Below are 22,922 nucleotides of genomic sequence, written 5' to 3'. Positions count from 1 at the left end.
TTTGCTATAAGGGCGGACATATTTGGCCGGCATCAACCTGGCATCGTGACCTAGCGATGCGAGTTTGCGGCTCAAATGATGTGCGCCGACGCAGGCTTCCATGCCGATCAGGCAAGGCTGCATATTGGCGAGCCGCGCCTCCACCTGGCCACGCGACCACTTTTGCCGCAGCACGATGGCGCCGCGCGTATCGTGGCCCACGACGTGGAACGAGTTTTTGCCGATATCGATGCCGATCACGGCGATCGCAGTACTGGGTGTCTGGGACATGGCGTGCTCCTTGTCTTGGCGCCCCTGGCCAGCTTATCGCTGGCGGGGCAGGAGCACGGCCGGACCATCCCATTAGCAGATCTGAGGCGTTGCGCCGAGCCCCGCGAAGTAGCCAACGTGGTGATCTTTCTCGATAGGACGGCGCCAGCGCGATGGCTGGGCCGTCCTGACGGCTGATGCGGGGACCATCAATCGGCTAACCGGCGGTATCGAAGACAGCTGCCGGTCCTTCATGATGAAGGTCCGTCAAACGTGTGCTACGCAGTGGTTTGCACAGAAGAGCGACGCAAGCCGGTGCTCCATAGCCAAACGGCCGAAACCATAAAGTAGAAGGCACCGAACGCGGCGTAGCCGGCAACGTCACTAATCCCGACATTGGTAACAACCCCCGCCCGGTAGACGAAGAAGCACCCCGCCAGCGCCGACTGTGCGCCGCTGAGGATCATCGCCCATTGTGCGCCGGCCGATCCCCAGCGGCCCACGCCGGTCGCAAGCTGAAGAAGCCCCGCGACGACCGCCCATGCCCCGAAGATCAAAAGCACGGCATTCATGCTCCGCGTCAGCGCGATGGTGACCGCTATTGCAGTAATAATGCTAATGATGACATTGACCATCTGGCTCTTGCTCGAAGCAAGCCCACTGCTGCGTTGCGCGTCGAGATAGTTGGCGAGGGCATCCCACAAGGGATAGGCAACCAGCAGGATGGCCGCGAGATGGGAACGGTCTCTGGCGATCGTCAAGGCCGCAACCGCCCATAGAGCCGCGACGGCAGAGCGAATGAAATAGTAGCGCTTGAGCCAGGCATTGGCTTTCGGAGAAGGACGTGTAGTGCTGAGCGTCATGTGGTCTCTTCCTGGATGGCAGTTACCCGTCCGCCTGGTCATTATGTTTTCACGCCACGGCGTAGCAGAGGGGAAGCATCATGATTGTCGTTTCGCCTCCTTTGCGAGGCGGCGTCGGACAGGATGTAACCAACTACGAGGCGATGCCGGGAGCCGTTACTGAGGCCGAACGAAAATTTTGGACGGTCCTCACAGCCTGAGCAACGCAGGCCTGCATATAAATCGACTATTGCAATTAGGAACCGTTTGGTTTATATTGCCCGTATGATGACCATCAATACCAAACTTCCTGTGGGACGCCCCCGTGAATTCGATCTCGACGAGGCGGTGAGGCGAGCGATGCAAATCTTTTGGGATCGTGGGTTTCACGACGCATCGTTGCCTGATCTGCTTGCCGGAATGCAGCTTTCGAAGGGCAGCTTCTACAAGGCTTTCGGTGACAAGAAATCTGTCTTCCTGCGCGCCCTCGAGTTCTACACCGACGATGGCGTACGAAACGTCCAGGAGGTTCTGCGATCAGCCCCCTCGCCGAAGGCGGCAATCCGCAACGCGTTGGTGCGGTATGCGGATTTGTCGTCTGGGAAAAAAGGGGTGCGCGGTTGTTTCGGTGTGTTGACGGCTGCCGAGATGTTGCCGGGAGATCCCGACATCGCAGAGGTGATCAAGCGTCTTTTCTCCAGGCTTCAAGCCCTGTTCGCTGCAACGATCGCGAAAGGACAGGCCGCCGGCGAAATCGCCAATAGGTCCGATCCTGAAGTCATCGCGCACTTTATCGTCTCACATGCACAAGGCATGCGGGTGCTTGGTAAAGTTGGATCACGCCGCGACGAGATGCTGAAAGATGCCGATCTCCTGATGGAGATGCTTTTTTAAAAGCAAAATTAGGAACCAATTGGTTCCTATTGCAGTTGTGCCGATGGCACGCTTGGCTTTCCTGGGAGCTTCAATGTTCGGATATCAGCAACAGAGTCACCGATTGGACTGCGGCGAAGGTTACGGTTCGATATGAGGAACTCAGATGCCAGGCGCTCTATGCGGTTCTCGGTATTCGGTGCAATGGCGATCGTTCTCTCGGGTTGTGCCAGTCGCAGCGGCCTCGTCGAGGCCGATATCATCAGCACGCCGAGTGAGTACGCGCAACTCGTCGACGGAGTTTACACCTTACCAGCCGTCGACATATCCGGCGTCGATCCGGCGATGTTGCGCCAGCGCGTGGACTATACGACGAATGAGCCTGTCGGGACGATTGTCATCGATACGGCTGCTCATCAGCTCTATCTTGTCGAGGGCGACGGAAAGGCCATGCGCTACGGCATTGGCGTTGGCAAGGATGGTCTCGCTTTCGCAGGCACCGCGACCATTAGGCGAAAGGCGGAATGGCCGCATTGGACTCCGACCAAGAACATGATGAATCGGGAGCCTGCGCGCTATGGCCATCTCGCCAGCGGAATGGCCGGCGGGCTTGGCAATCCCCTTGGACCACGCGCGCTGTACCTCTTTCAGGGCGAACGGGACACGATGTTCCGCATTCATGGGACGACCGAGCCGGAGACGATCGGTCGCGCCGTTTCGAGCGGATGCATTCGACTCATCAACCAAGACATCATCGATCTCTATAGCCGGGTCAAGATCGGCAGCCGCGTCGTCGTCATCCAGGGCGGCCGAGCGGTGAGTTCTTGAGCATGGCCTCTGATCGCAGAGAGTCGGTCGGCCTTGGCCGATATCACGGGTCGCAATAGCGGCGAACGATTTGCATCGTCTGATAACAACTCGGAGAAGAAAGCATGAAGACTTGGCTCATCACAGGCTGCTCAAGCGGCTTCGGCCAGCGGCTCGCGCTCGCGGCGGCGGAGCGCGGCGATCAGGTCGTCGCGACGGCCCGCAGTGTCAAGACGATCGAGGATATGGCCGAGCCTTTCGACGGCCGCATGATCACCGTGCCACTGGACGTGACCGATGCGGCGGCAGCCAAGGCCGCGGTCGCAAAAGCGGTCGAGACCTTCGGCGGGTTCGACGTGCTCGTCAACAATGCCGGATACGGACTGCATGGCGCGATTGAGGAGGGGACGTCTGACGAATACCGGCCGATGTTCGAGGTAAACCTCTTCGGTTTGATCGAAGCCACCAGAGCCGCCCTGCCCGTCATGCGGCGCTCGGGCGGAGCGATCGTCAATATGTCGTCCGTCGCCGGCATCTCGGGCGGCGGAGGCGGCGGTTACTACAACGCCGCCAAGTTCGCCGTGGAAGGGATTTCCGAAGCGCTCGCCAGCGAGTTGAAGCCGTTCGGCATCCGAGTGCTGATCGTGGAGCCTGGGCCGTTTCGCACCGATTTCCTCGGCCGTTCGATCACAGTCGCCGCCAACGAGATGCCGGAATATGCCGGGACCTCGCGCAGGCACTATCGCGAAACCAATAACGGCAATCAGGCGGGCGACCCCGACAAGGCGATCGCAGTGATCCTGCGCGCCGTCGACGACGACGACGCCCCGCTTCACCTGCCGCTCGGCCCGGTCGCGCATGCTGCCGCCGAGCGAAAGCTGGCTGCCTTCCGCAGCGATATCGACGCCTGGCACGACATCACGATCGCTACCGATTTCGACCCGCCCGGAACGCGGGTCGCGAGCTCCGATCGAACGTCAACATCGACGGGACAGCGACCATGATCGCGACTCTGAAGGGTTTTGCCCAACAGCTGGTGCCGGTGAACGGCATCAAGATCAACGCCGTCACGGGCGGCTCAGGCCCGTCGATTCTTCTGCTGCATGGCTGGCCGGAAACATGGTGGGAATGGCACCATGTGATGCCGCAACTGGCCGCGCATTTCAGCGTGGTCGCGATCGATCTGCGCGGCGCCGGCTTTTCCGACTGTCCGCTCGGCGGCTACGACAAGGCGACAATGGCGCGCGACGCGCACGAAGTGATGGCTGCCCTTGGCCATCAACGCTACGCAGTGTGCGGCCATGATATCGGCGGAATGGTGGCCTTGCCGCTGGCTGCTGTCTATCGAGAGGCCGTAACCCACCTGGCCGTTCTGGACGTTCCGCTTCCCGGCTGGAGCGGATGGGAGGCGACGATCGCAACGCTCTGGCACTTTGGTTTCCACATGAGCCGGGATCTCCCCGAGCGCCTGATCCATGGCCGTGAATACGACTATGTTTCGAGCTTCATGGCCGAGCGGTTCTACGATCACAGCAGCTTCGATCCGGCGGATGTCGAGATCTACGCCAAAGCAATGGCGCTCCCCGGCCGCACCCGCGGCGGCATGGAATGGTATCGCACCCTCGCCGCCGACCACGCAGCGGCGCTTGAGTACAAGAAGCAACCGCTCGAGATCCCGGTGCTGGCTCTCGGCGGGGATCATCGCTTTGGTCCGCATATGGTGCCGATGGTCGAGGAATTCGCCAGCAACGTAACGGGCGGCTCGATCGCCCGCTGTAGCCACTATGTCGCGGACGAGCGGCCGGATGCAGTCGCAGCCGCTCTGATCGAGTTCATCGGAGCCCATTGAAACTCGGCGCCCGTGTCGTTGTGGGCCGGAGAAATCGCGACACTGCGGCAACAGAGCCCCGCACTCATCACGATCGATCAATTCAATCAGAAAGGACAACCCGTCATGACCACACCTATCATCCGCGGCGTCAACCATATCGGCATCACGGTGCCCGACATAGAAGCCGCGAAATCGTTCCTGGTGCAAGCTTTCGGCGGCCAGGTGATCTATCAGTCCTTCGGGCCGCAGGATCCGCCGCGGCAAGGCCCCGAATTCGAGCGGGCCGTCGGAGCGTTCCCGGGAACGGTCGTGCGTGGACAGGCGATGGTCAAGATCGGCACCGGACCCGACATCGAGCTGTTCGAAATGCACGGCCCCCAACAAGCCCAGCCGATCCGAGCGAGCGACTTCGGCATCACGCATTTCGGTGTCTACACCGACGACATCGACGCCTCGGTCACGCGCTTCGAAAAGGCCGGAGGCACACGCCTCACCGCGCCGCGCGCGATTCCTTACGCAACCGAGAAAGGTCTTGGAAACAAGGTCTGTTACTGCCGAATGCCATGGGGCACCACGATGGAATTCATCACCACGCCAGATCGCATGCCTTACCACGACCAGACGGCCTTGCGGAGGTGGCAAGACGAGGATTGAGATGAGCGGGACGGCGCCGGCTCGCGCCGTCGACATGCAGGTTGCACGGCACCGGCTGGGCGCTCGGTCCTCCGCGCGTCTTTTCGAAACAGAGTCCAAGCCGCCGTCTCATCCTCGATATGTGCCCGAATCGGCGGGGCAGCGCGATGCCGGACGATTCACACGGTTCGCGTAAACCGGGCAAGGGCCGTCCGGCGGCCGACATACATATCGATCGCAATCATAAACAGCGGACGCGCGCTGAATGCGAAGGTTCTGTAGAAAGTCGTCTGATGGCAAATGCAACAATGGTCGTGACCTGCAGCGGCGGCACATACTTCGATCGCGACTATTATGTCGACGTGCATCTACCGTTGGCGCTCGCATGCTGGCAGAAGCATGGCCTCGAAAGCGCCGCCGCCTTCTTCCCTCGAGACGTCAATTCGGTAGATGTTTCCGTCGGGTTTTATCGGTTTCGCGATGAGGCTTCGCTTCACGCTGCGCTTGCATCCGCCGACACCGACGCAATTATGGACGATGTCCCCCGATTTACTGACGCCAACGTTACCCGAATGATCGGAGCCCCGCTCTGACGGGCGGATGTCGCGATGCATCCCGTTAACTCGTCAATTCCGACTGGCAGGATCATACGCCTTACCAGTGGACGAAATTCCTGACATTGACGCCGGTCGCGGCCAAGCGTCGACCCATCTCGGAAGTCCGACAATGTCCGCTTTCGCGCCGTTGTTGGGGGACAAGCGGACATAGGTGCGCCTACTCTCAGCGGCAGAGTTTATGAGTACGCACCCTAGTTTACAAATGATCGTTTTACGTTCTTGCGGCGCCCATGGTTGTCTTTGGGCACGAGAGGGCGATCGGCGGACAGTCGAAGCGGATCTCGTAGTGCGGTGGCCAGAAAGCGACATCGCAAATACATAGGAAGAATCCGGACATGAACAAAACCCAGATACATTCCTTCGTGCTTCCCGATGCAGCAAAAGCATTTTTGCAGAAGGAACTAGCTCCCATCAAATATCCTGCCACCGCCTACGGATCTTATCTTGCGCAGATCTCCGCAGTGCGGTCGAAGATCGCCGTTGCGTTGACCGATATCCTGCCGTTTCTCTCGGAGCAGGTTCCTCCGTCAGCTCGCCCCGCGGCTATCGAGATTACGAATCTGCCGGTCGATGCGAACATCGACCGCCCTCCGTCCAATGGCGCGAAGCTAAAGCATATCCCAAAGGCGTCGTACTTGTCTGAGAATCTACTCGTTCTCTTCGCCGGGCTGTTCGGCACTCCCTTCTCGATGTCGTTCGAAAGCGAGAGCCTAGTGAACAACGTCATTCCCTTGCCGTCCGCCAAGTCGGACTTTAGCGCCCTCAGCTCTTCGTCGGATCTGAGCTTCCACATCGAGAACGCGGCCTTGAGATTTCATGACAATGGCCGCGACTGTGCGCCAATGGCGCTGTTCTTCACTGGAGTTGTAAGGCGCGGCTGCCTTGCCCTTGCCGATGCACTCCACCTCCGGGGCGTGGAAAGAATAATGCTTCCAGCCACGCTGACGCTGCTGTTGCGAGCGGATCTGCGAAGCGCGGCTGAGCGGGAGGACGAAGGCGTTCTCGAGCACAGCTCGACCTTCGATCTTGCGGCCGATATCGCGGATGATCGTACGCCTCCGACGGGGATCTCGTCGTATGCGTACGGATGATCCGGCCCAGCCGGCTGTGCAGGATGCGCAACTGCCGCTGATGCCGCCTGAATTGCTTGGCATGGGCGTAGCGTCCCGCCATCATTGCCGCGGTCTTGGCGACGCGAAGATAGGACTGCCGCAGCTTGACCCCGTGCTTCCTCGCCATGCGGTTGAGCCCCTTGATGGCCGCGTGCAGCAGCTTAGCATCGGTCGGAAAGGTGATCGCCTTCGGCTGCACGGTGGTATCGACCGTGACACGCTTGAGGTCCTGGCTGCGTAACGCGCCGGCTTCGTGCGCCACCCGCAGGCTCTCGGCCAACAGCAGCTCCAGCTTGTCGCCGAGCCGCTTGCGCCAGTGGCTCAGGTCCGAGCGCTCGTGCGGAAATGAATGCTGGAAGAACTCTTCGCCGGTGAAGTACTGGAAATACGGGTCGTGGACCCAGCGCTCGCACACCCCTTCGTCGGACAGGCCGTAAATCTGCTTGAGCAGCAGCAGCCCAATCACGAAGCGGGTCGCGATGCCTGGCCGGCCGTTCTCGCTGTAGAGCGGCGCGATCTCGCCGTCGATCCAGTCCCAATCGACCTTGCCGGCGAGCAGAACCAGCTCGTGCTTCATATTGATGATCTGGTCCAGCCTGGCCCGGAACAGATCGCCCGATCCCGTCGCCTTCTGCTTCTTCGGCCGCATCACCCCCTCCGATGCGACCACGGAATCATGACTGGCGATTCGACGGAATCTTGAAAATGAAATTGGAAGGTTCCGATCCCTGAAGCATCAAAACCCTGCAATCGCAAAAAAGCCGGTCTGTCAGATTACGATTCCACATCAGTCGCTTGGTCGCTCTTAACGGACGACTGCCTACTTCATGTTCACGCCGATGATGCGGTTGCTTTCAGCGATTATCCTGCGGAAGGGCTGAACCGCCATTTTGCAAAGCATTCACGTTATCGTACCCCGTCGTCGTGACGGCCGCTAAGCACATCGCTGTCCTGGGCCTGGTCGCCGATCTCCGCAGAACCGCTTCCAGAATCCGGCGCGTCGCAGTAGGCTTGCGACCGGTCGTCTATCGATAGCGCGCTCCTCCAGAAAGTGATTGCGGATGCGTTCCCGTTGCTCATCCGTCAGCCAAATCATTCTTTTTAGCGTCCTCGTCGTCGAAGGTTTCGGTCGCGCGACTAAGCCGAGATTAGGAATATATCCGTAACGAAGATTAGCCAGTACGCTACTTACAAGCCACGAACTTCTATAAACGCTTGGTCCATTGCTAGCATGACTTTGTCGAAGGCCGAATGTCCCTTGAGGTCACTTCGCATGGAACGACGCCGCCCGACAGCCTCAGCTTGCCGCTTACACTATTTCTTCTTCCTGCGACGTGGACGCGCCGGCTTGCGACCTCCAGGCAGGGTCTTGGGAGTCGTCGCACTTTTAGACGGCCGAATAAACAACTCGGACAAATGAACGTCCAGCGTCTCGGCGATGCGTTCGAGAAGATCAATTGTCGGGTTCTTCGATTGCCGCTCAAGAGCCCCCATATACGAGCGGTCAACCCCCGCTTCGTAAGCCAATTTCTCTTGCGAAATACCTCGCTCTACGCGGATTCGACGCACATTCCAGGCCACAATCGCACGAGTTTTCATGCGTAAAACATGTCATGAAGCCGGGGCTTCAAACCACTGGCTATAGTCCCGCTATTAATTTCTTCGCGAAAGCCGCCTGCAGCGCACACTCGCCTAAGCTTCCTCCGACCACGGCTTCGTATTCGGCAAGAGTGCGTATATAGCGCGACAATCAGGATGAGAGTCTCACCCTGATCGCCGCCGCGCATGCGTAACAACGACGGCGGTGGGGACGCCGCCAGCTCCGCCGCGATCTCAGCCGGGCGGACCGCGCCATTGCGACTAACAACTCCATCGAGATGAGCGGAGTCGACGACCCGCAGCCGGCGCCCATCCGATTGCAGTGTGGACGGCAACCTGGTGCAATCCATGGCGGATCCGCACTTCCCCGGCCACGATCGTCACCGCCATGCGCTCGCCAATAAGGCGCCATGGCACGGAGTAGCTGTTCGCGTCGATCTCGACGGCGCAATCATTGCCGACGACGTGGGTCAGTTCACGCAAGGGTCCGAACGACGGCTGTCCGCCGAGCGGTTTCAACCGATGTATCTCATCACGCGCAAAGCGGATGATCGGGGCGCCTCGCCGGTCGCGCCCTGGATGCGAACGTTCGCAACATCACGCTCCCATCTGTCGAGATGCGCCTCGAATGCTTCCCAACTTGGGAAGGAATGACCGGCGATCGCGTTCTTCTTCACGTAGCCGACGCCATTCTCCGTCTCGCCCTTCGTGCGCGCCCGATACGTCTGCAAACAATCTCGGCGTCGACCGCCCGATGGCGCGCAGGCTCGATCAACCATCTGAGCGTGTCTCGCTCACCGGCCTCGAGGACGGCCAGCCGCTCACCTGCCGCATCAGATTCGTTCTCCACGGCTGAGAGCCCACGGCTGAGGCTCGAGGCATCGAGCTTCAGGAGACCGGCGAGCAACAGGCCGAGCGCACGCCAATCGTCGAGGAACGACATGATAATCGGTGCACCTGCGGATTTCGCAAAGACGACGAGCGGCGCTTTGTCCGCCTCCGACAATCGGACGCACCACTCAAAGCTGCCAAGCCGGAAGTCGGGCGCTGTGGCAGACGCCGTGAAGACCGAAGAACTGTCGAGACGGCCATAGACCAGTCCCTGGTTGTGGACGGCTTCAAGCGCCTTCGCCAGACGCTCGGCGTTGCGCCAGAGAACGATGCGCGAGCGCGGGACATCAAGATTGTTCAGCCAGTGATCGGGGCGCGCATGCTTGACCATGGTATCGAGTGGCGCGAGATCTCGCGGCATGGCCAGAAAGAAGGCATCCGACGCCTCGCCGTACCGCAGCAGTTCGACGATGACCTTGTCGGCGCCTGGATAGGCGAGCACACGCTGTGCCTGGCGCATTTCATGCTGCCAAATTTCACGAAGATCATCGTCGACCGCTGAGCCGGTCTTTTGCCAGTATTTGAGCACGACTGGCTGGTCGTCGCGCTTGTCGTGGGCCGAAATGATCGCCGATTTGAGCGGCTCACCACCGGGGGCCGAGAGGTATTGGTCCCCAAGGTCGAACTGATCCGTCAACGGCCGCAGTTTTTTCAATGTGCTCGGCATCAACTATGAGCTCAAATGGAGCATCTGCTTTGGCGCGGCGGGCGTTTGCACATGCAATGATTTTCAGTATTCGCAGCCAACTAACGATGGTATCGAAATTTGCGTCGGCAACGTCCCGAGCAGCGGGATAGCCTGATTCGGCGAGCTGAATTTAACAAGAATTGTCACCGGCATCCGCCGGTCGCAGCAGTATGTCTGAAATATCCCCTGCGAGCCCTTCCGCGTCCGCACCCGCTCTGGTAGCTACCCGCCTTGCCGGGGCCGCCGCAGGCAGCCACCCGGCACCGGTTCAGATTAAGCCAGAAATACCGCAAATTAACTTTTTATATCAACCACTTATAGCTATACTGCCTGATTCTTCGTCGCCTTGGATGAGCTTCTTTGGGGAACGGAACGTCCGAAAAATGCTGCATAGTTCGGACGGACAAATCTTGCCGACGACCGAAATTTGCATCATATTTCGGACATGCTTGATCAACCGACCACAGACCTCCGCCCGCGGCTCATTGCCCGCATCGACGCAACGCCGACAGAGGTATGGACACCCGGTGATTTCGCTGATCTCGGCAGTCGCGCGGCCGTCGACAAGACGTTGCAGCGTCTCGTTGCGGCTGGCGAGTTGCGCCGCATCGACCGCGGGCTCTACGACCGGCCGCGAAAGAGCAACCTCACAGGCAAGCCGATGGTCCCCGACTATCGCGCGGTCATCAGGGCTGTGGCGCGCCGCGACCAGGCCCGCGTCGTGGTCGACGGGATGACTGCCGCGAATGATCTCGGCCTCACCACGGCCGTGCCGGCGCGCATCGAGGTCCTGGTCGACGCTCGCCTGAAGCCGATCAAACTTGGAAAGCAGGTCATCAATTTCAAGTCGGCGGCACCTAGCCGTCTTTATTGGGCCGGACGTCCGGGCATGCGCGTCGTTCAGGCGCTCTATTGGATGCAGGATATGATGGCGGGGAAGGACGATCGACAAGCGGTAGAGAACGTCCTCAGCAAGCTGTTCGCAAACCCGCAGCATGGAAAGGAGATTCGCGACGATCTCCGTGCAGGTCTTTCAGCTATGCCGATCTGGATGCAGGACTTTCTCAGGCCCTTGCTCGAACCTGACGACGCGGCGGAGGATCACGCGTGAGTAGCGCAGCCTACAAGGAGGTCATCTCCGCCGCACCCGGCGAGAAGCTTGATCTTTTCCTGACGACGGCGAACCGGCTCGGTGCGCCGATCGGAAACGTCGAGAAGGATTTTTGGGTCTGCTGGACCCTCAATGCTCTCTATCACGAACGGCCCGCAGGAGGTCCGCGCCTTCTCTTCAAGGGCGGGACGTCGCTGTCGAAGGCATACGGGCTGATCGAAAGATTTTCCGAAGACATCGATATAACGGTGTTTCGCAACGATCTCGACGAGTCTGCTTCAGTCGAAGAACTCGAGATCGATCTTGTCGAATAAGAAACGCCGCGCTCGATTGGATGCGATCCGGGACGCTTGCCGCAGCTATATTAGCGGTCCGCTATACGCCTTCCTGACCGAACATCTCGCCGAAGCGACGAGTGGACGCGGACGCCTCGAGATCGACGCGTCGGATGCCGACGGGCAGACGCTTCTCGTCTGGTATCCCGAGGTTGAACCGCGCGACGAGGCCTATGTGCGGCCGGCAGTCCGGATCGAGTCCGGAGCGAAGTCGGCGCTTGACCCGAACCACCTGGCGAATATCCGTCCTTACATTGCCGACGACGTGGCAGGCCTCGAATTGACGGTGCCGAACGTCACGACGATCGACGCCGAGCGCACGTTCTGGGACAAAATCGTGATCGCTCACGGGCTGCGCCGCTGGTTCGAGCGCCGCGGTGAGCTGCGCCAGGAAGGCCAGCGCATTTCGCGGCACTTCTACGACCTGTATTGCCTCTTCGCCTCCGACATCGGCCGGTCGGCGGTCAAAGATGCCGAATTGGGGGCCGACTGCGTCCGTCATGCTCTCATGTTCTTCAACCGGCCTGATTACGATCTCGTCTCGGCCGTGACCGGATCGTTTGCGCTTGCGCCGACTGCGGCAATGATCGACGCGCTCGCGCGTGACTATACGAACATGACGCCAATGATCTTCGGCGAGGCTCCTCGGTTCGAGCAAATCCTCGCGTCGATGGAAAAGATCGAACGCGCGGTGAATAGGACGCGCTAGCAAACGAGCAGAATTCGACAACCGCCGATGATAGGATCATGGCATGGCTGACGCTCCAGAGAACATCCCAATGCGATTGCCCGATCCCGCCTCGATCGAGGCGGTTCTCGCACGTCTTCCGACCGGATCTGACGAAGCGGCGCTGGCGGCCGCGCTCACAGAGGCGTTTCCGGGATTTCCGTTTTCGACATCGGGCATTGACGAGCAGTATTGGCGCGACACGCGCTCGGTGGTCGCCGCCGACGGGACACGGATCGCAGAATACCGGCCGTGGATGGAAGCGGAGCTTGCCAAGGACAATGGCGACATTGGCGCGCTCTGGACGCGACTGCGCGAGAGCGACCTTCAGATCTCGGAATGGCACGGCAACAGTGTGTATGCCTTCGCGCCAACTGGACCGGGCGCGGCGGACTATGTGCAAATCCGTCTCGGTCTGGAAGTTGAATGGCGTGCCGGGCCGATCGTCAATCCGACATATCGCCCTTGGGGCAAGGGCGAATTACTCGATCCGTCATGGATCACGCACGAAGATATGTCCGACGACAAGGTAATCGCTGGTCCGCTCTATCGGATGCTTGGGCGCCCAGGCAGCAGCGTCGTCCATGTCCGGAGCTTCCTGACGCGGTGTGCCCGCCTCGAGCGCGAGAAGCGCGAGGCGCAGCGGCCAGAGATGGAACGCCGTGTGGTACGTGAAACGACACGCGAGGGCACGACCGAGACGCCGTTTCTTGAACTGGTGCCGGACTGGTTCGAGTTCGTGCCGCGGGAGACGCGCTTCTTCCAGGATTGGGAAGAATCAAGCGCTTCGGCCGAGCGGGTCTATGTGCACTGGGCGCTCGACATTTACGACTACGACGATAAAGGCACACGCGAGATCGGATTCGTGCCGCGCCCGCGGCATCTGCCGGAAGAGAGGCTGATCGCTGGCGACGCCTCGGTTCATATCCTGATGGATCGCGTCGAAGCCATCGACCGTGAGGTCGGCGTCCCATTTGGTTGGTTCTTCTTGATGACCCATGGTAATCGAGTTGCGCCAGAGGTTGGCCAAGCGATCGCCAAGGGCCTGCGTAGTCAGCGCGTGGTCTTACCCGATCGGGATGCGCGTGTGCTTCTCCGCTGGGCCGAACGGTCCTATGGATTGTAGGAAGACAGGGCCGCGGCGGAAGGCCTCAGTAAACCTAACGCCACACTATCGGAGCTCTGGAAAGAGCGTCGCGACCAATCTGCTTGAGGTAGTCAGGCCTCCTCTCACCTGTTGTCGCCGCTTCCAGAAGCCGGCACGCTGCGGGCTTTCGTTCGCTACGTCGAGCGATCTCAGCTGGGTGCGCCCGCCACCCGGACGATGGCGCTGGACTTCGTCCTGTCGTTCGGTGGCGCCGCCGACAGCCGCGCGGTCCGTCACGGCGTGCTCCGCCGATTCTACGAGTACCTGGTCGTCTACGACCCCCAGACCGAGGTCTTGGAGCGCAGAGCTTTCCCGTGGTCCAGGGCGATTCCGCCGCCGCGCATCCCTAAGTGAGGCTGAGCTGACGTCGCTTATCGACGCATGCAGCTTCATTTCGCCAGGGACCCCTCTCAGGGGCCGCACGATGGCGACGCTAATCGGATTGTTGGCCAGCACGGGGTTACGATCGGGCGAAGTGGTCAGGCTTGATCGCGGCGACGTCGATCTGACCAACGGGGGCATCCTCGTCCGTAAAACCAAGTTCCGTAAAGACCGCCTGATTCCTGTTCACCCAACGACCCAGGCAGCCAAACTTCGTCGATACGCCCGTGAGCGCGACACCGTGTTTCCCAGGCCCAAAGGCGAGGCGTTCTTCCTCAGCTCGCGAGGCTGCCGTCTGTCGGCAACCGGCTTGCAAAGCAACTTCGCTAAGGCCCGCAAGCTCGCGGGCCTTGACAATGGCAAGCCTCTGCGACCGCACGATCTCCGGCACCGGTTCGCGGTGACCAGGCTGAGGCTGTGGCACCACGAGCGCGCGGACGTCCAAGCGCTGCTGCCCTTACTCGCCACCTACCTCGGCCACGCCAACTATAGCGACACAGCCTACTACCTCACCGGCTCGTCGGATCCCCACCAAACGGGCCCACATCGAGGTGACGCATCATCTCACCAACGCCGAGGTGGAGGCTATCATCGCAGCCCCTGATCAGACGACGTCCCGCGGTCGGCGCGACCGGGCCTTTCTGCTCTTCTTGGCGAGAACCGGCGCTCGCGTGTCCGAAGCGACCGGCGTCAACGCGAACGACCTTCAGTTGGAGCGAGGACGCCCGCAGGTGCTGCTTCATGGCAAGGGACGCCGAGATCGCGTCGTTCCCATTCCTCAGGATTTGGTGCGATCGCTGACCAACCTATTGAGCGAACGCGGCCTCGCCCATCATGAACCGCGGCCAATCTTCGTCGGGGTCCACAACGAGCGCCTGACGCGTTTCGGCGCGACACACATCGTGCGGCGTGCCGCCTCCCAGGCCGGGTCCACGAGGCCAAGCTTGGAGGGCAAGCCGATATCGCCGCACATCTTCCGGCATTCCCTCGCCATGAAGCTTCTCCGGTCAGGCGTGGACCTCCTGACGATTCAGGCTTGGCTTGGCCATGCTCAGGTCGCCACGACCCACCGATACGCCGCTGCGGATGTCGAGATGATGCGCCGGGGACTTGAGAAGGCGGGCGTCTCAGGCGACGGAAGCGCTTCTGGCCCAGATCGCCGTCGCCAAATATGCCGATGGCCTGCCGCTCTACCGGCAGGAGGCTATCTACGCCCGCGACAAGGTCGAGCTCGACCGCCAGTTGATGGCGCAATGGATGGGCAAGCTCGGCTTCGAGCTCGAGATCATGGCCGACTACATCTTCAGCGAGGTCAAGAAGGCCGAACGGGTCTTTGCCGACGAAACCACTTTGCAGACGCTCGCTCCGGGCTCCGGATCGACAAAGACGGCCTATTTATGGGCCTATGCCAGGGATGATCGAACGTTTGGCCGCAACGGTCCCCCGATGGTGGCTTATCGCTTCGAAGACAGCCGCTCCGGTGAATGCGCGGTCCGCCATCTCAATGGTTATCGCGGAATCCTGCAGGTGGATGGCTACGCCGCCTATAACAAGCTCGCGCGATCCGATCGCGGCAATGATTGCATCACAGGCTGGCTGCTGGTCACACTGCAGACGCAAGTTCTACGAGCTGCATGTTGCAGGGAGCTCAGAAGTGGCAACGGCGACGGTCGAGCGGATGGCGAAGTTCTGGCAGGTCGAGAAAACGATGCGCGGTCAAAGCCCCGACACTCGCGTTGCCGCGCGCCAGCAAGCCTCCGCGGCGATCGTCGCAGATCTCTTCGATCTCTGGCAGCAGACCTTGCGTCGGATCTTCGGCAAATCAAAACTGGCTGAGGCGATCCGCTATGCCGTCTCGCGCCGTGCCATCTTCGAACGATTTCTGACCGATGGTCGCATCGAGCTCGGTAGAGTCGACGACTGACGCGGTGGCTACAGGTTCCGAGGAGTTGCCGTTGGCCGGCAGCTTTCGCTGAGTGCCGGTGGCTCATTTCGGACCATGGCTCCGTTTCCAGTCGCCGCTCGTCAAACCGGACGTGCGGATTTCCCGCATCCGGCTTTCTCTCAACCCATCAAGCCTTCGCTCTCGGCACGTCGGCACGCGCTCTTGGGAGGCGGTAGAGGCCAAGCGTTTCATGCAGGTATTCCTGCGAGTAACGGTTGAAGCCCCGGCCACGTGCCCCGGTGCGCTGGACCAACCAATGACGCAGACGACGGTCGACGTATTGCCGAATGAGGTTGTAAGTTTCCACCACTGGACCTTGGTCGAAGTAGCCGCACCAGCCGCGTAGGAAGCGGTTGATGACAGCGACTGTGTTCTCCGGTGAGTCCGGATACCACTGACGTGTCGTGCGGTCGTGGACCTGTCTGAGCAATCGTCGAACGGCTTTCTTGGAAGGTCTTGTGCCAAGAAAGGCTTGACCTCCCTTTCCATAGAAGCGTCCGATCGTATACCCGAGGAATGTTACGCTATCCTCTGGGACCCGAGCGAGTCGCGTCTTGGTATCGTTCACCTCCAACCCGAGCCTGTTCATTAGCGTCTGCATCCGCGCCATTGCCGTCTCGGACGAACCGGGGCGACAGCAGATCACGAAGTCATCCGCGTAATTCACGATATGCGCATCGAGTTGATCTTGGTGTCCGTGTTTGCGCCAAGCCAGCAGAAACCGACGAAAGTAGAGATTCGCCAACAACGGGCTCAAAGGTGAGCCTTGTGGAGTTCCTCTTTTCTTCGTCCGAGCCTCCGCCGTCCTTGTGATCCGCCGGCCGTCCTTCTCGATAACCGCGACTGTCAGCCAGCCTTTGAAAGAAGCCGACCATCGGCGATCCTGCGTGTGAGGCATTTCATCAGTGGTGCATGCGGAATCGAGGTGAAGTAATCCCTCAGGTCCGCATCGACGATCTCTGATCGCCGATGATCTCTGATGTGCCAGAACACGCGGCGCACTGCCATCTTGGCGTCCACCTTCGGGCGGAAGCCATACTGGTTCTCCAGCAGGTCCGCTTCGAAGATGGCGCCGATCACCAGCATCGCCGCCGTCATGACCGTTCGGTCTTTTACGGTTGGAATGCTGAGCGGTCGGCGTCCGCCATTGCTCTTCGGTATCCATACCCTCAGAAGGGGCTGCGGTCGGTAGTCACCCGCCGTCAGCTCCTGTCTGACATTTTCCAGCCATCGTTCGCGTCCCTCGGTTTCGATCTGAGCAAATGTGATGCCATCCGCCCCCGGCGACCCCCGGTTTGCTCGGCAGCGCCTGTAGGCTTCCTCCAGCACATCCAGTCTGCAGATTTTGTCCCAAAGAGAGTAGAATCGATAATCTGGTTCAGCCTTAGCTTTCGCCTGCAGCGAGGTCTGAAGTTTCTGAACGGATATTCTCGGTGTTACTAGGTTCATCACCAATCGCCGTGTTCTCGACTACCGAAACCGGCAGCTTTACGTCTTGCCTGCCGAAATCGAAGTAGTCATACTCAACTTTGGCTGACCAGCCGGGCAGGAAGGCATACTCGATGCCCGCACCCAATGTGCCGCCAAATATGTTCTTGGTCGCTCGGCCATCGGCAGCACCGTTAGCAGCAAAGCCAGCCCCCAAGTTCGATGTAACGGCAAAGGACTGGTTGATGCCGATGCTGGAATCGGCCCAAGCTGCGCCGCCCTTGATGTAGACTAGGCCGCGGTCGCCCACCGTGACGCCGACCCGTCCGGTGATATCGGCAATCCATTTGGTGTCGTTCGTGCAGTTCAAGACCACAAAGCAGCCAGTGCGCCCCTTGATACCACTCCATAAAAAATCGCTTTCCACGCCGTAGACCATCACACCGGACTGGAAATTGTAACCGGCTTGTACGCCGCCGAGGAAGCCGTTCAGCTGCACCTGCGGCAATGGCACATTCAAATCGGCAGTGCCGCCGATGAGCTGGTTTACGGTCTGGTTGACGGGGGCGCCAATGAATGTATTGCCCACAGCGAGGTCGGTCTGGCTGGTACCCCAACCCGAGCCTACACTGCCGCCGATGTAACCTCCAGTCCAGCTGAAGAGAGGATAAACGGGAGCCGGCGCTTTGACGACAGGTGCCGCAGGCAAATCAGCAGCTAAACTTCCGCTCCCAAAAGCGATCGTCCCGAACGCAATGATGCTCGCGAGCGACAATTGCTTGTTGCACTTCATCCGAGAGTCCTCCTGCTGAGCACGGAAAAATATTGCGTAGCTTGTCCCCAAGTTGTGGTTAGCTCGATAGTTCGAGCTGGCAGGCAGATCACCTCTCCAATCTGGTAGGAGGCAGCATCTTGCTGCAACTGCGACAGCCGCTTCTTGCCGTGTCCATTCCAGAGAGGCGAGCAGGCTCTGCTTTCATGCTTGTACGACGGTGCTCAGCAATCCTTTCGCGAAGATCCGTGACACGGCCGAATAATGGGCTATTTTACAAAGCCACGTCGTGGTGATTCTCGCGGCCCTTGGCCGACGTATTGCGCGGTATATCGTTAATGGCTGGGCCTCGATTTGGCTGCGATTTCCACGTTCGCTCTTGATGCGACCCACCATCGGGAAGGGTAGGCTCGATGTCGACGACTCGTGCGTTTCATGTCGTTGTCGTCCGGGACGCGTAGAAGATGTATGTCCTTGCTCTGGTCACCCAAAAAGGCGGAAGCGGCAAGAGCACGCTGGCGGTCGGAATTGCAGTCGCAGCGTTGGGGAACGGGGAGCGCGTCGCAATTGTCGAGGCGGATCCACAAGGCACGATTTCAAAATGGAAAGAGCGGCGCCGCCATCCCGATCCCCGGGTCGTTCGGGTCGCTGATTCGGCCGAAATAGAACGGGCGCTCGTCAGCCTTGAAGCCGAGGGGATCTGGCTTACGGTTATCGATACCGCCGCCACGAACAATGCACTGGCCATGCGCGCCATCGCGAGGGCCGATCTTTGCCTGATCCCGGTGCGTCCGAGTCCCGCCGACATCGAAGCTGCGATACCGACGCTGATTGCTATTCGTAGGCTCAACCGCCGATTTGCTTTCGTCCTCGCTCAGACGCCACCGCGGGGCTGCCGCGTGAGTGAAGCCGCGACGTCGCTCAATTCGCTCGGGGTGCTCGCGCTTCCCTATGTCGGACAGCGCAATGACCATCAGGACGCGCTTGGGGCAGGATTAGGCGTGACGGAGTTTGCACAAGAGGGAAGAGCCTCGGAGGAAGTTCGTGAGCTGTGGCGCTGGATCTTGAAGAAGCTTGTCGAGGGGTCGTCAGATCATGAACCACACGCAAGAAACGAAAAAGCCGCGTACTAGGCAGACGCGCTGCGCGCGACGCTCGCTCGTGGAGCTTACCGCGGCGGCGAGCCGAGCCGTTGACGATGGCCTGTTTGTGCTGCCCCGCGGGATTGCTGCTTCCAATCTGCGATCGGAGCACTCAGGCCCGAATACGTCTGATCAAACAATTCTTGCAAGGCAAGCGACGGCTCCGAGTCCCGTTGCGGTGCTTGAATCTCGGAATGCGGCGGCGCCGCGCAAGGACGAACTCCTAGATTCCGACACTACCACCGAGATGATGGTGAAGGTTGCCGAAGACTCTCAAGACAGAGCTTCTGAAAACATCAAAGCCAGCCTGAATGCTGCCTTGGACCATGCAAACGGCCTCGTAGAGACGCGGGTGGGAGGCGAAGCGGCGTCGAAAACCGTCGTCGCTTCCGGACTTGAAAGCAATTTTTTGACCGTTCTCAAAGAAGCCGCAACGGGGTTTCGCGCGGATGCGGCCGAATTAATCATGCAGAAGGAACCAGCCGACAGCGCGGGACAGTCGCAACCGCGATATATGCGGCGGCTCACCGACGAGGCGGTCAGATTGCTCGACGATCTTCGGAGCGGCAAGCTGGAGAACCAGGCGAACTTCATCCTGAGCGAGTGCTTCAGGGAAGCCGCCAGCGCGTTCTCTATCATCAATCAGCAGCTCAAGCGCGACGGCTATCCCGCGAGCATTGATCCATCAATCTTCATTTGGCTTGCCAATATCACCGAACCGGAGACGCGTGACACCGGGACCAAGCGACTTGAGATCGTACCCAACCACCGAGGTCGTCCGAGCACGTACACGCGCCAGGTCGCTCAGTTCATCTGGCACCTTGTCGAGGGACAGGGCTGCGGGCGCCAGGCCGCATATCGGGCGGCGCTCACGAAGTTCTCCGTAACCGCGAGTTTCGTCGAGAACGCCTATGCGTTTTGGGAGCCGGTCTTCAAACGGGCGGGACCGCACGTGAGGATGCTGACCCGCATTTCAGATCCAGAAGTGTAAAGTGTCAATCGGCTTGCAAATTTGACCCTTCATCGGCGTCCAATTTTGACCCCTTTCCGCGGCGGGGTTTGCTGGTAGCGCTCGTCTCGTCGGAGCTGGCCGGGATAGCGGAGGCGAGACGAGCGCGGGTGGCGTGATCGTCGTCTCGGCTTTTGAACCGCCAGCTATCGTTGCCGGTCTCGACGATGTCGCAGTGATGGGTCAATCGGTCGAGCAACGCTGTGGTCATTTTGGCGTCGCCGAACACGCTGGGCCATTCGCCGAATGCGAGATTGGTGGTCACGATGACGGAGGCGCGCTCATAGAGCCGGCTGACGAGGTGGAAGAGAAGCTGGCCACCGGACTGGGCGAAGGGCAAATAGCCGAGTTCGTCCAGCACGATGAAGTCCATCCGGGTCAGATGCTCGGCAAGCCGTCCCTGCCGTCCATTGCGGGTCTCGGTCTCGAGGCGGTTGACGAGGTCGACCACGTTGAAGAAGCGGCCGCGGGCACCAGATCGGATGCAGCTTCTTGCGATGGCAATGGCCAGGTGGGTTTTGCCTGTGCCGGTGCCGCCGACCAGCACGACGTTGCGCTGTTGGGCGACGAAGCCGCCGCCAGCAAGATCATTGACGAGCGTCTGATTGATCGGCGTGCCGTCGAACTGGAAGTCGGCAATGTCCTTGGCAAGCGGCAGCTTGGCAATGGTGAGCTGGTATTTGATAGATCTGGCTTGCTTCTCGTTGATCTCGGCGGAGAGTAGATCGCCAACGATGCGCTGGGGTTCATGCTGACGTTTGACGGCAGTTGCCATGATCTCGTCGAAGGCAGCCTTCATGCCATAGAGCTTGAGCTCGCCCATGAGGTCGAAGATTTGAGTTCGTTCCATCAGTTGGTCCTCCGAAGGTTGTCGTAGCGGGCACAATCGGCGATTGGTGCATGACGGAGCGTCAGGGCGGCTGGCGTCATGATGTTGGCCGGCGGGGCTGGCTCACGTTGACGGGCCAGGATGTTGAGCACCACATCGGCGGAATGAACGCTGTGACTGAGCGCTTCGGCACAGGCCGCTTCCACCGCAGGCAGACCGTCAGTCAGCACCGCGTTGAGGATGTCGACCATCTGCCGATTGCCATCGTCGATGCTGGCAAGCTTGCGCCGGATCCGCTCGATCGCGGCCGGCAGCACCCAGTCCTTGAAGGGAGCGCCGTTGCGTAAGGCGCCGGGGTTGCGGGCGAGCACCGGCACATAATGCCAAGGGTCGTAGACGGTATCGCCGCGGCCAAAGGATCGCTGATGCTCGGCAACGATACGTCCATCCTGGCGGATCACGATGCGATCGGCATAGGCTTGAACCTCGACCGGTCGTCCGACTGCACTGGCTGCGACCGAGTACTTGTTGTTGTCGAAGCGCACCAGGCAGGTCTTCGAGACCGACGCCGTCACCGCATGGAAGCCGTCAAATCGCCCTGCATAGGGAACGAGCCTAGGGCGTTCGACTTCGAACACGTCCCAGATCGTCTGATCGACCAGTTCCGGATGGCGATGAGCCTTGGCGTAGGTGATGCATTTGTCGAGCAGCCAGGCGTTTAACTCGTCGAGGTTTTTGAACCGCAGACGCGGCGTGAAGAAGCGTTCCCTGACCAGCCCGACCTGGTTCTCAACCTGCCCCTTCTCCCAGCCAGACGCCGGCGTGCAGGCGACTGGATCGACCAGATAGTGGCTGCACATCTGCAAAAACCGGCGATTGTAAAGACGCCCTTTACCGACGAAGATCGTCTCCACGGCGGTCTTCATGTTGTCGTAGATGCCGCGGGTGCAGGTGCCCTTGAACAGCGCGAACGCTCGGTCGTGGGCGTCGAACACCATCTCCTGCGTCTCTCGCGGATACGCCCGGGCAAATAGCATACGGCTGTGGCAGAGCCGGACGTGAGCAACCTTCACGACCACGGTGGTTCCGCTCAACAGCACCACCTCATGGCTCCAGTCGAACTGGTAGGCTTCGCCTGGCGCAAAACTCAGCGGGACATAGGCCGCCGCGGTCGATTGCCCGCGTTCCTTGCTCCACCGCCTGGCGTAACGTCGCACCGCATCGTAGCCGCCGTCATAGCCGCGACCGCGCAGCTCTTCGAAGATCCGGATCAATGTCAGCTGCTCACGAGCCGATTTAGCCGCGTTCGCCGCAAGCAGCCCGTCAAGTTCGACTGCCCATCGTCCGAGCTTTGGCCGCGGCTGCACTTGCCGCTCATACTCGAAGGAGGTCTCTCCCGACCTCAGCACCTTCCGAACCGTGTTCCGTGACACCTTCAGGTCACGGGCGATCTCCTTGATCGTCTTGCCCTTGATGAAGTGCTCGCGCCGAATCCGCGCAATCGTCTCCACGACCAGCATCCTCCACCACCTGCTTTGTTACGAAGCAGGCAGCGCAACAGACCAACCTGTAGGGGGGCAATTTTGGACGCCGATCCCCCGGCTTAGGGGGTCAATATTGCAAGCCGAATGACACCATCGAAGGCAGCTGTGACTTTCTTGGCGTGAACGGCTGGAAACGAGGATGGCAGAATCGTATCATCGGTCATGGCGGGCGTGGTTTAAGGTGATGGGGTGGCTTCGCAACCGAATCCTACGCCGCATCAGCGCTTTACACCACGCTCGCCAGCCCTCAGGCGCACTCTTACGAATAAGACGGGCTAGCGCTCCATCTCGCCCATAAGAATTTCATCTGAGACGTATCGTGGATTGGAAATGACAGTCCGCATTTCCGCATTCTTGCCCTCGTCCGCAAACCGGAATCCCTTCTTGTAGAAAAATGCTGAAGCTCCTTC

General features: G+C 60.1%; 22 protein-coding genes and 5 pseudogenes. 15 read left to right on the top strand and 12 right to left on the bottom strand.

The window, feature by feature from the left end; translation table 11 throughout:
• Window positions 1-270, bottom strand: a pseudogene (locus tag IQ16_RS42905) (IS110 family transposase); the annotation flags it as partial.
• 257 nt (window positions 271-527) lie between these two features.
• Window positions 528-1,112, bottom strand: a complete 585-nt coding sequence (locus IQ16_RS42895; RefSeq protein ID WP_009734588.1) for a DUF308 domain-containing protein — start codon at window positions 1,110-1,112, stop codon at window positions 528-530.
• Between the two features lie 246 nt (window positions 1,113-1,358).
• Here IQ16_RS42895 and IQ16_RS42890 point away from each other — a divergent pair, with 246 nt between their 5' ends.
• The 6 genes from IQ16_RS42890 (at window position 1,359) to IQ16_RS46205 (ending at window position 5,828) form a co-directional block, all read left to right on the top strand.
• Window positions 1,359-1,985 (top strand): TetR/AcrR family transcriptional regulator, encoded by a 627-nt coding sequence (locus tag IQ16_RS42890; protein ID WP_223153791.1) that lies wholly within the window; start codon window positions 1,359-1,361, stop codon window positions 1,983-1,985.
• Between the two features lie 159 nt (window positions 1,986-2,144).
• Window positions 2,145-2,792: a L,D-transpeptidase gene (locus IQ16_RS42885; protein WP_014498601.1), complete on the top strand. Its 648-nt coding sequence runs from the start codon at window positions 2,145-2,147 to the stop codon at window positions 2,790-2,792.
• A 104-nt stretch (window positions 2,793-2,896) separates the two neighbouring features.
• Window positions 2,897-3,775, top strand: a complete 879-nt coding sequence (locus IQ16_RS42880; RefSeq protein WP_011090906.1) for an oxidoreductase — start codon at window positions 2,897-2,899, stop codon at window positions 3,773-3,775.
• The gene (locus IQ16_RS42875; RefSeq protein ID WP_011090907.1) at window positions 3,772-4,620 is read left to right on the top strand and encodes an alpha/beta fold hydrolase; all 849 of its coding nucleotides are present in this window, start codon (window positions 3,772-3,774) and stop codon (window positions 4,618-4,620) included. The genes IQ16_RS42880 and IQ16_RS42875 overlap by 4 nt, the downstream gene beginning before the upstream one ends.
• Window positions 4,621-4,725: 105 nt before the next feature.
• A complete protein-coding gene (locus IQ16_RS42870) occupies window positions 4,726-5,256 on the top strand; it encodes a VOC family protein (protein WP_026192141.1) in 531 nt (176 codons plus the stop codon).
• 146 nt (window positions 5,257-5,402) lie between these two features.
• Window positions 5,403-5,828 (top strand): hypothetical protein, encoded by a 426-nt coding sequence (locus IQ16_RS46205; protein ID WP_223153792.1) that lies wholly within the window; start codon window positions 5,403-5,405, stop codon window positions 5,826-5,828.
• 463 nt (window positions 5,829-6,291) lie between these two features.
• Here the strand turns inward: IQ16_RS46205 and IQ16_RS42860 are convergent, their stop codons facing one another.
• The 5 genes and pseudogenes from IQ16_RS42860 to IQ16_RS42840 form a co-directional block, all read right to left on the bottom strand.
• Window positions 6,292-6,645, bottom strand: coding sequence for a hypothetical protein (locus IQ16_RS42860; RefSeq protein WP_014498603.1), 354 nt, complete (start codon window positions 6,643-6,645; stop codon window positions 6,292-6,294).
• A 73-nt stretch (window positions 6,646-6,718) separates the two neighbouring features.
• Window positions 6,719-7,613, bottom strand: a pseudogene (locus IQ16_RS42855) (IS5 family transposase); the annotation flags it as partial.
• Window positions 7,614-8,278: 665 nt separating this feature from the next.
• The gene (locus IQ16_RS42850; protein WP_014498605.1) at window positions 8,279-8,563 is read right to left on the bottom strand and encodes a helix-turn-helix domain-containing protein; all 285 of its coding nucleotides are present in this window, start codon (window positions 8,561-8,563) and stop codon (window positions 8,279-8,281) included.
• 261 nt (window positions 8,564-8,824) lie between these two features.
• Window positions 8,825-9,046, bottom strand: coding sequence for a Mu transposase domain-containing protein (locus IQ16_RS47765; protein WP_375791502.1), 222 nt, complete (start codon window positions 9,044-9,046; stop codon window positions 8,825-8,827).
• Window positions 9,047-9,236: 190 nt separating this feature from the next.
• The gene (locus IQ16_RS42840) at window positions 9,237-10,121 is read right to left on the bottom strand and encodes a serine/threonine-protein kinase (protein ID WP_014498607.1); all 885 of its coding nucleotides are present in this window, start codon (window positions 10,119-10,121) and stop codon (window positions 9,237-9,239) included.
• A gap of 466 nt (window positions 10,122-10,587) precedes the next feature.
• Between IQ16_RS42840 and IQ16_RS42835 the strand changes: the two genes are divergently transcribed.
• The 7 genes and pseudogenes from IQ16_RS42835 to tnpC form a co-directional block, all read left to right on the top strand.
• Window positions 10,588-11,253, top strand: coding sequence for a DUF6088 family protein (locus tag IQ16_RS42835; protein ID WP_014498608.1), 666 nt, complete (start codon window positions 10,588-10,590; stop codon window positions 11,251-11,253).
• On the top strand, window positions 11,250-11,567 hold the full coding sequence (locus IQ16_RS47755) for a nucleotidyl transferase AbiEii/AbiGii toxin family protein (RefSeq protein ID WP_014498609.1): 318 nt from the start codon (window positions 11,250-11,252) through the stop codon (window positions 11,565-11,567). The genes IQ16_RS42835 and IQ16_RS47755 overlap by 4 nt, the downstream gene beginning before the upstream one ends.
• Window positions 11,557-12,297 (top strand): nucleotidyl transferase AbiEii/AbiGii toxin family protein, encoded by a 741-nt coding sequence (locus IQ16_RS42830; protein WP_014498610.1) that lies wholly within the window; start codon window positions 11,557-11,559, stop codon window positions 12,295-12,297. Before IQ16_RS47755 ends, IQ16_RS42830 begins: the two co-directional genes overlap by 11 nt.
• A 43-nt stretch (window positions 12,298-12,340) precedes the next feature.
• Entirely contained in the window at window positions 12,341-13,441 is a 1,101-nt protein-coding gene (locus IQ16_RS42825; protein ID WP_208751669.1) for a hypothetical protein, read from the top strand.
• Window positions 13,395-14,447 (top strand): tyrosine-type recombinase/integrase, encoded by a 1,053-nt coding sequence (locus tag IQ16_RS42820; protein WP_347340206.1) that lies wholly within the window; start codon window positions 13,395-13,397, stop codon window positions 14,445-14,447. The genes IQ16_RS42825 and IQ16_RS42820 overlap by 47 nt, the downstream gene beginning before the upstream one ends.
• Window positions 14,395-14,874: pseudogene (locus IQ16_RS42815) on the top strand (tyrosine-type recombinase/integrase); the annotation flags it as partial. The gene IQ16_RS42820 and the pseudogene IQ16_RS42815, both read left to right, overlap by 53 nt.
• A 103-nt stretch (window positions 14,875-14,977) precedes the next feature.
• Window positions 14,978-15,749: pseudogene (gene tnpC, locus IQ16_RS42810) on the top strand (IS66 family transposase); the annotation flags it as partial.
• 166 nt (window positions 15,750-15,915) lie between these two features.
• On the opposite strand, the gene IQ16_RS47435 reads toward tnpC, so the two are convergent.
• From IQ16_RS47435 to IQ16_RS42800, 3 genes are read right to left on the bottom strand one after another with little or no spacing between them, the layout of a single operon-like run.
• Complete coding sequence (locus tag IQ16_RS47435; protein ID WP_283812213.1) at window positions 15,916-16,686, bottom strand: reverse transcriptase domain-containing protein; 771 nt, start codon at window positions 16,684-16,686, stop codon at window positions 15,916-15,918.
• A complete protein-coding gene (locus tag IQ16_RS47430; RefSeq protein ID WP_283812212.1) occupies window positions 16,635-17,117 on the bottom strand; it encodes a reverse transcriptase domain-containing protein in 483 nt (160 codons plus the stop codon). Before IQ16_RS47430 ends, IQ16_RS47435 begins: the two co-directional genes overlap by 52 nt.
• A 55-nt stretch (window positions 17,118-17,172) precedes the next feature.
• On the bottom strand, window positions 17,173-18,009 hold the full coding sequence (locus IQ16_RS42800) for an outer membrane protein (protein ID WP_011090915.1): 837 nt from the start codon (window positions 18,007-18,009) through the stop codon (window positions 17,173-17,175).
• A 443-nt stretch (window positions 18,010-18,452) separates the two neighbouring features.
• On the opposite strand from IQ16_RS42800, the gene IQ16_RS42795 reads away from it, so the two are divergent.
• Both IQ16_RS42795 and IQ16_RS42790 read left to right on the top strand, forming a co-directional pair.
• Complete coding sequence (locus IQ16_RS42795) at window positions 18,453-19,121, top strand: nucleotide-binding protein (protein ID WP_011090916.1); 669 nt, start codon at window positions 18,453-18,455, stop codon at window positions 19,119-19,121.
• Complete coding sequence (locus IQ16_RS42790) at window positions 19,084-20,121, top strand: hypothetical protein (RefSeq protein WP_011090917.1); 1,038 nt, start codon at window positions 19,084-19,086, stop codon at window positions 20,119-20,121. The genes IQ16_RS42795 and IQ16_RS42790 overlap by 38 nt, the downstream gene beginning before the upstream one ends.
• A 4-nt stretch (window positions 20,122-20,125) precedes the next feature.
• On the opposite strand, the gene istB is transcribed toward IQ16_RS42790, so the two are convergent.
• Both istB and istA read right to left on the bottom strand, forming a co-directional pair.
• Window positions 20,126-20,989 (bottom strand): IS21-like element helper ATPase IstB, encoded by an 864-nt coding sequence (istB, locus tag IQ16_RS42785; protein WP_011090918.1) that lies wholly within the window; start codon window positions 20,987-20,989, stop codon window positions 20,126-20,128.
• A pseudogene (istA, locus tag IQ16_RS42780) lies at window positions 20,886-22,488 on the bottom strand (IS21 family transposase). Before istA ends, istB begins: the two are co-directional and overlap by 104 nt.
• Between the last annotated feature and the right edge of the window lie 434 nt (window positions 22,489-22,922).

Source organism: Bradyrhizobium huanghuaihaiense (assembly GCF_007830635.1).
Lineage (GTDB): Bacteria > Pseudomonadota > Alphaproteobacteria > Rhizobiales > Xanthobacteraceae > Bradyrhizobium > Bradyrhizobium huanghuaihaiense.
This window is presented reverse-complemented; position numbering and strand designations above follow the sequence as displayed.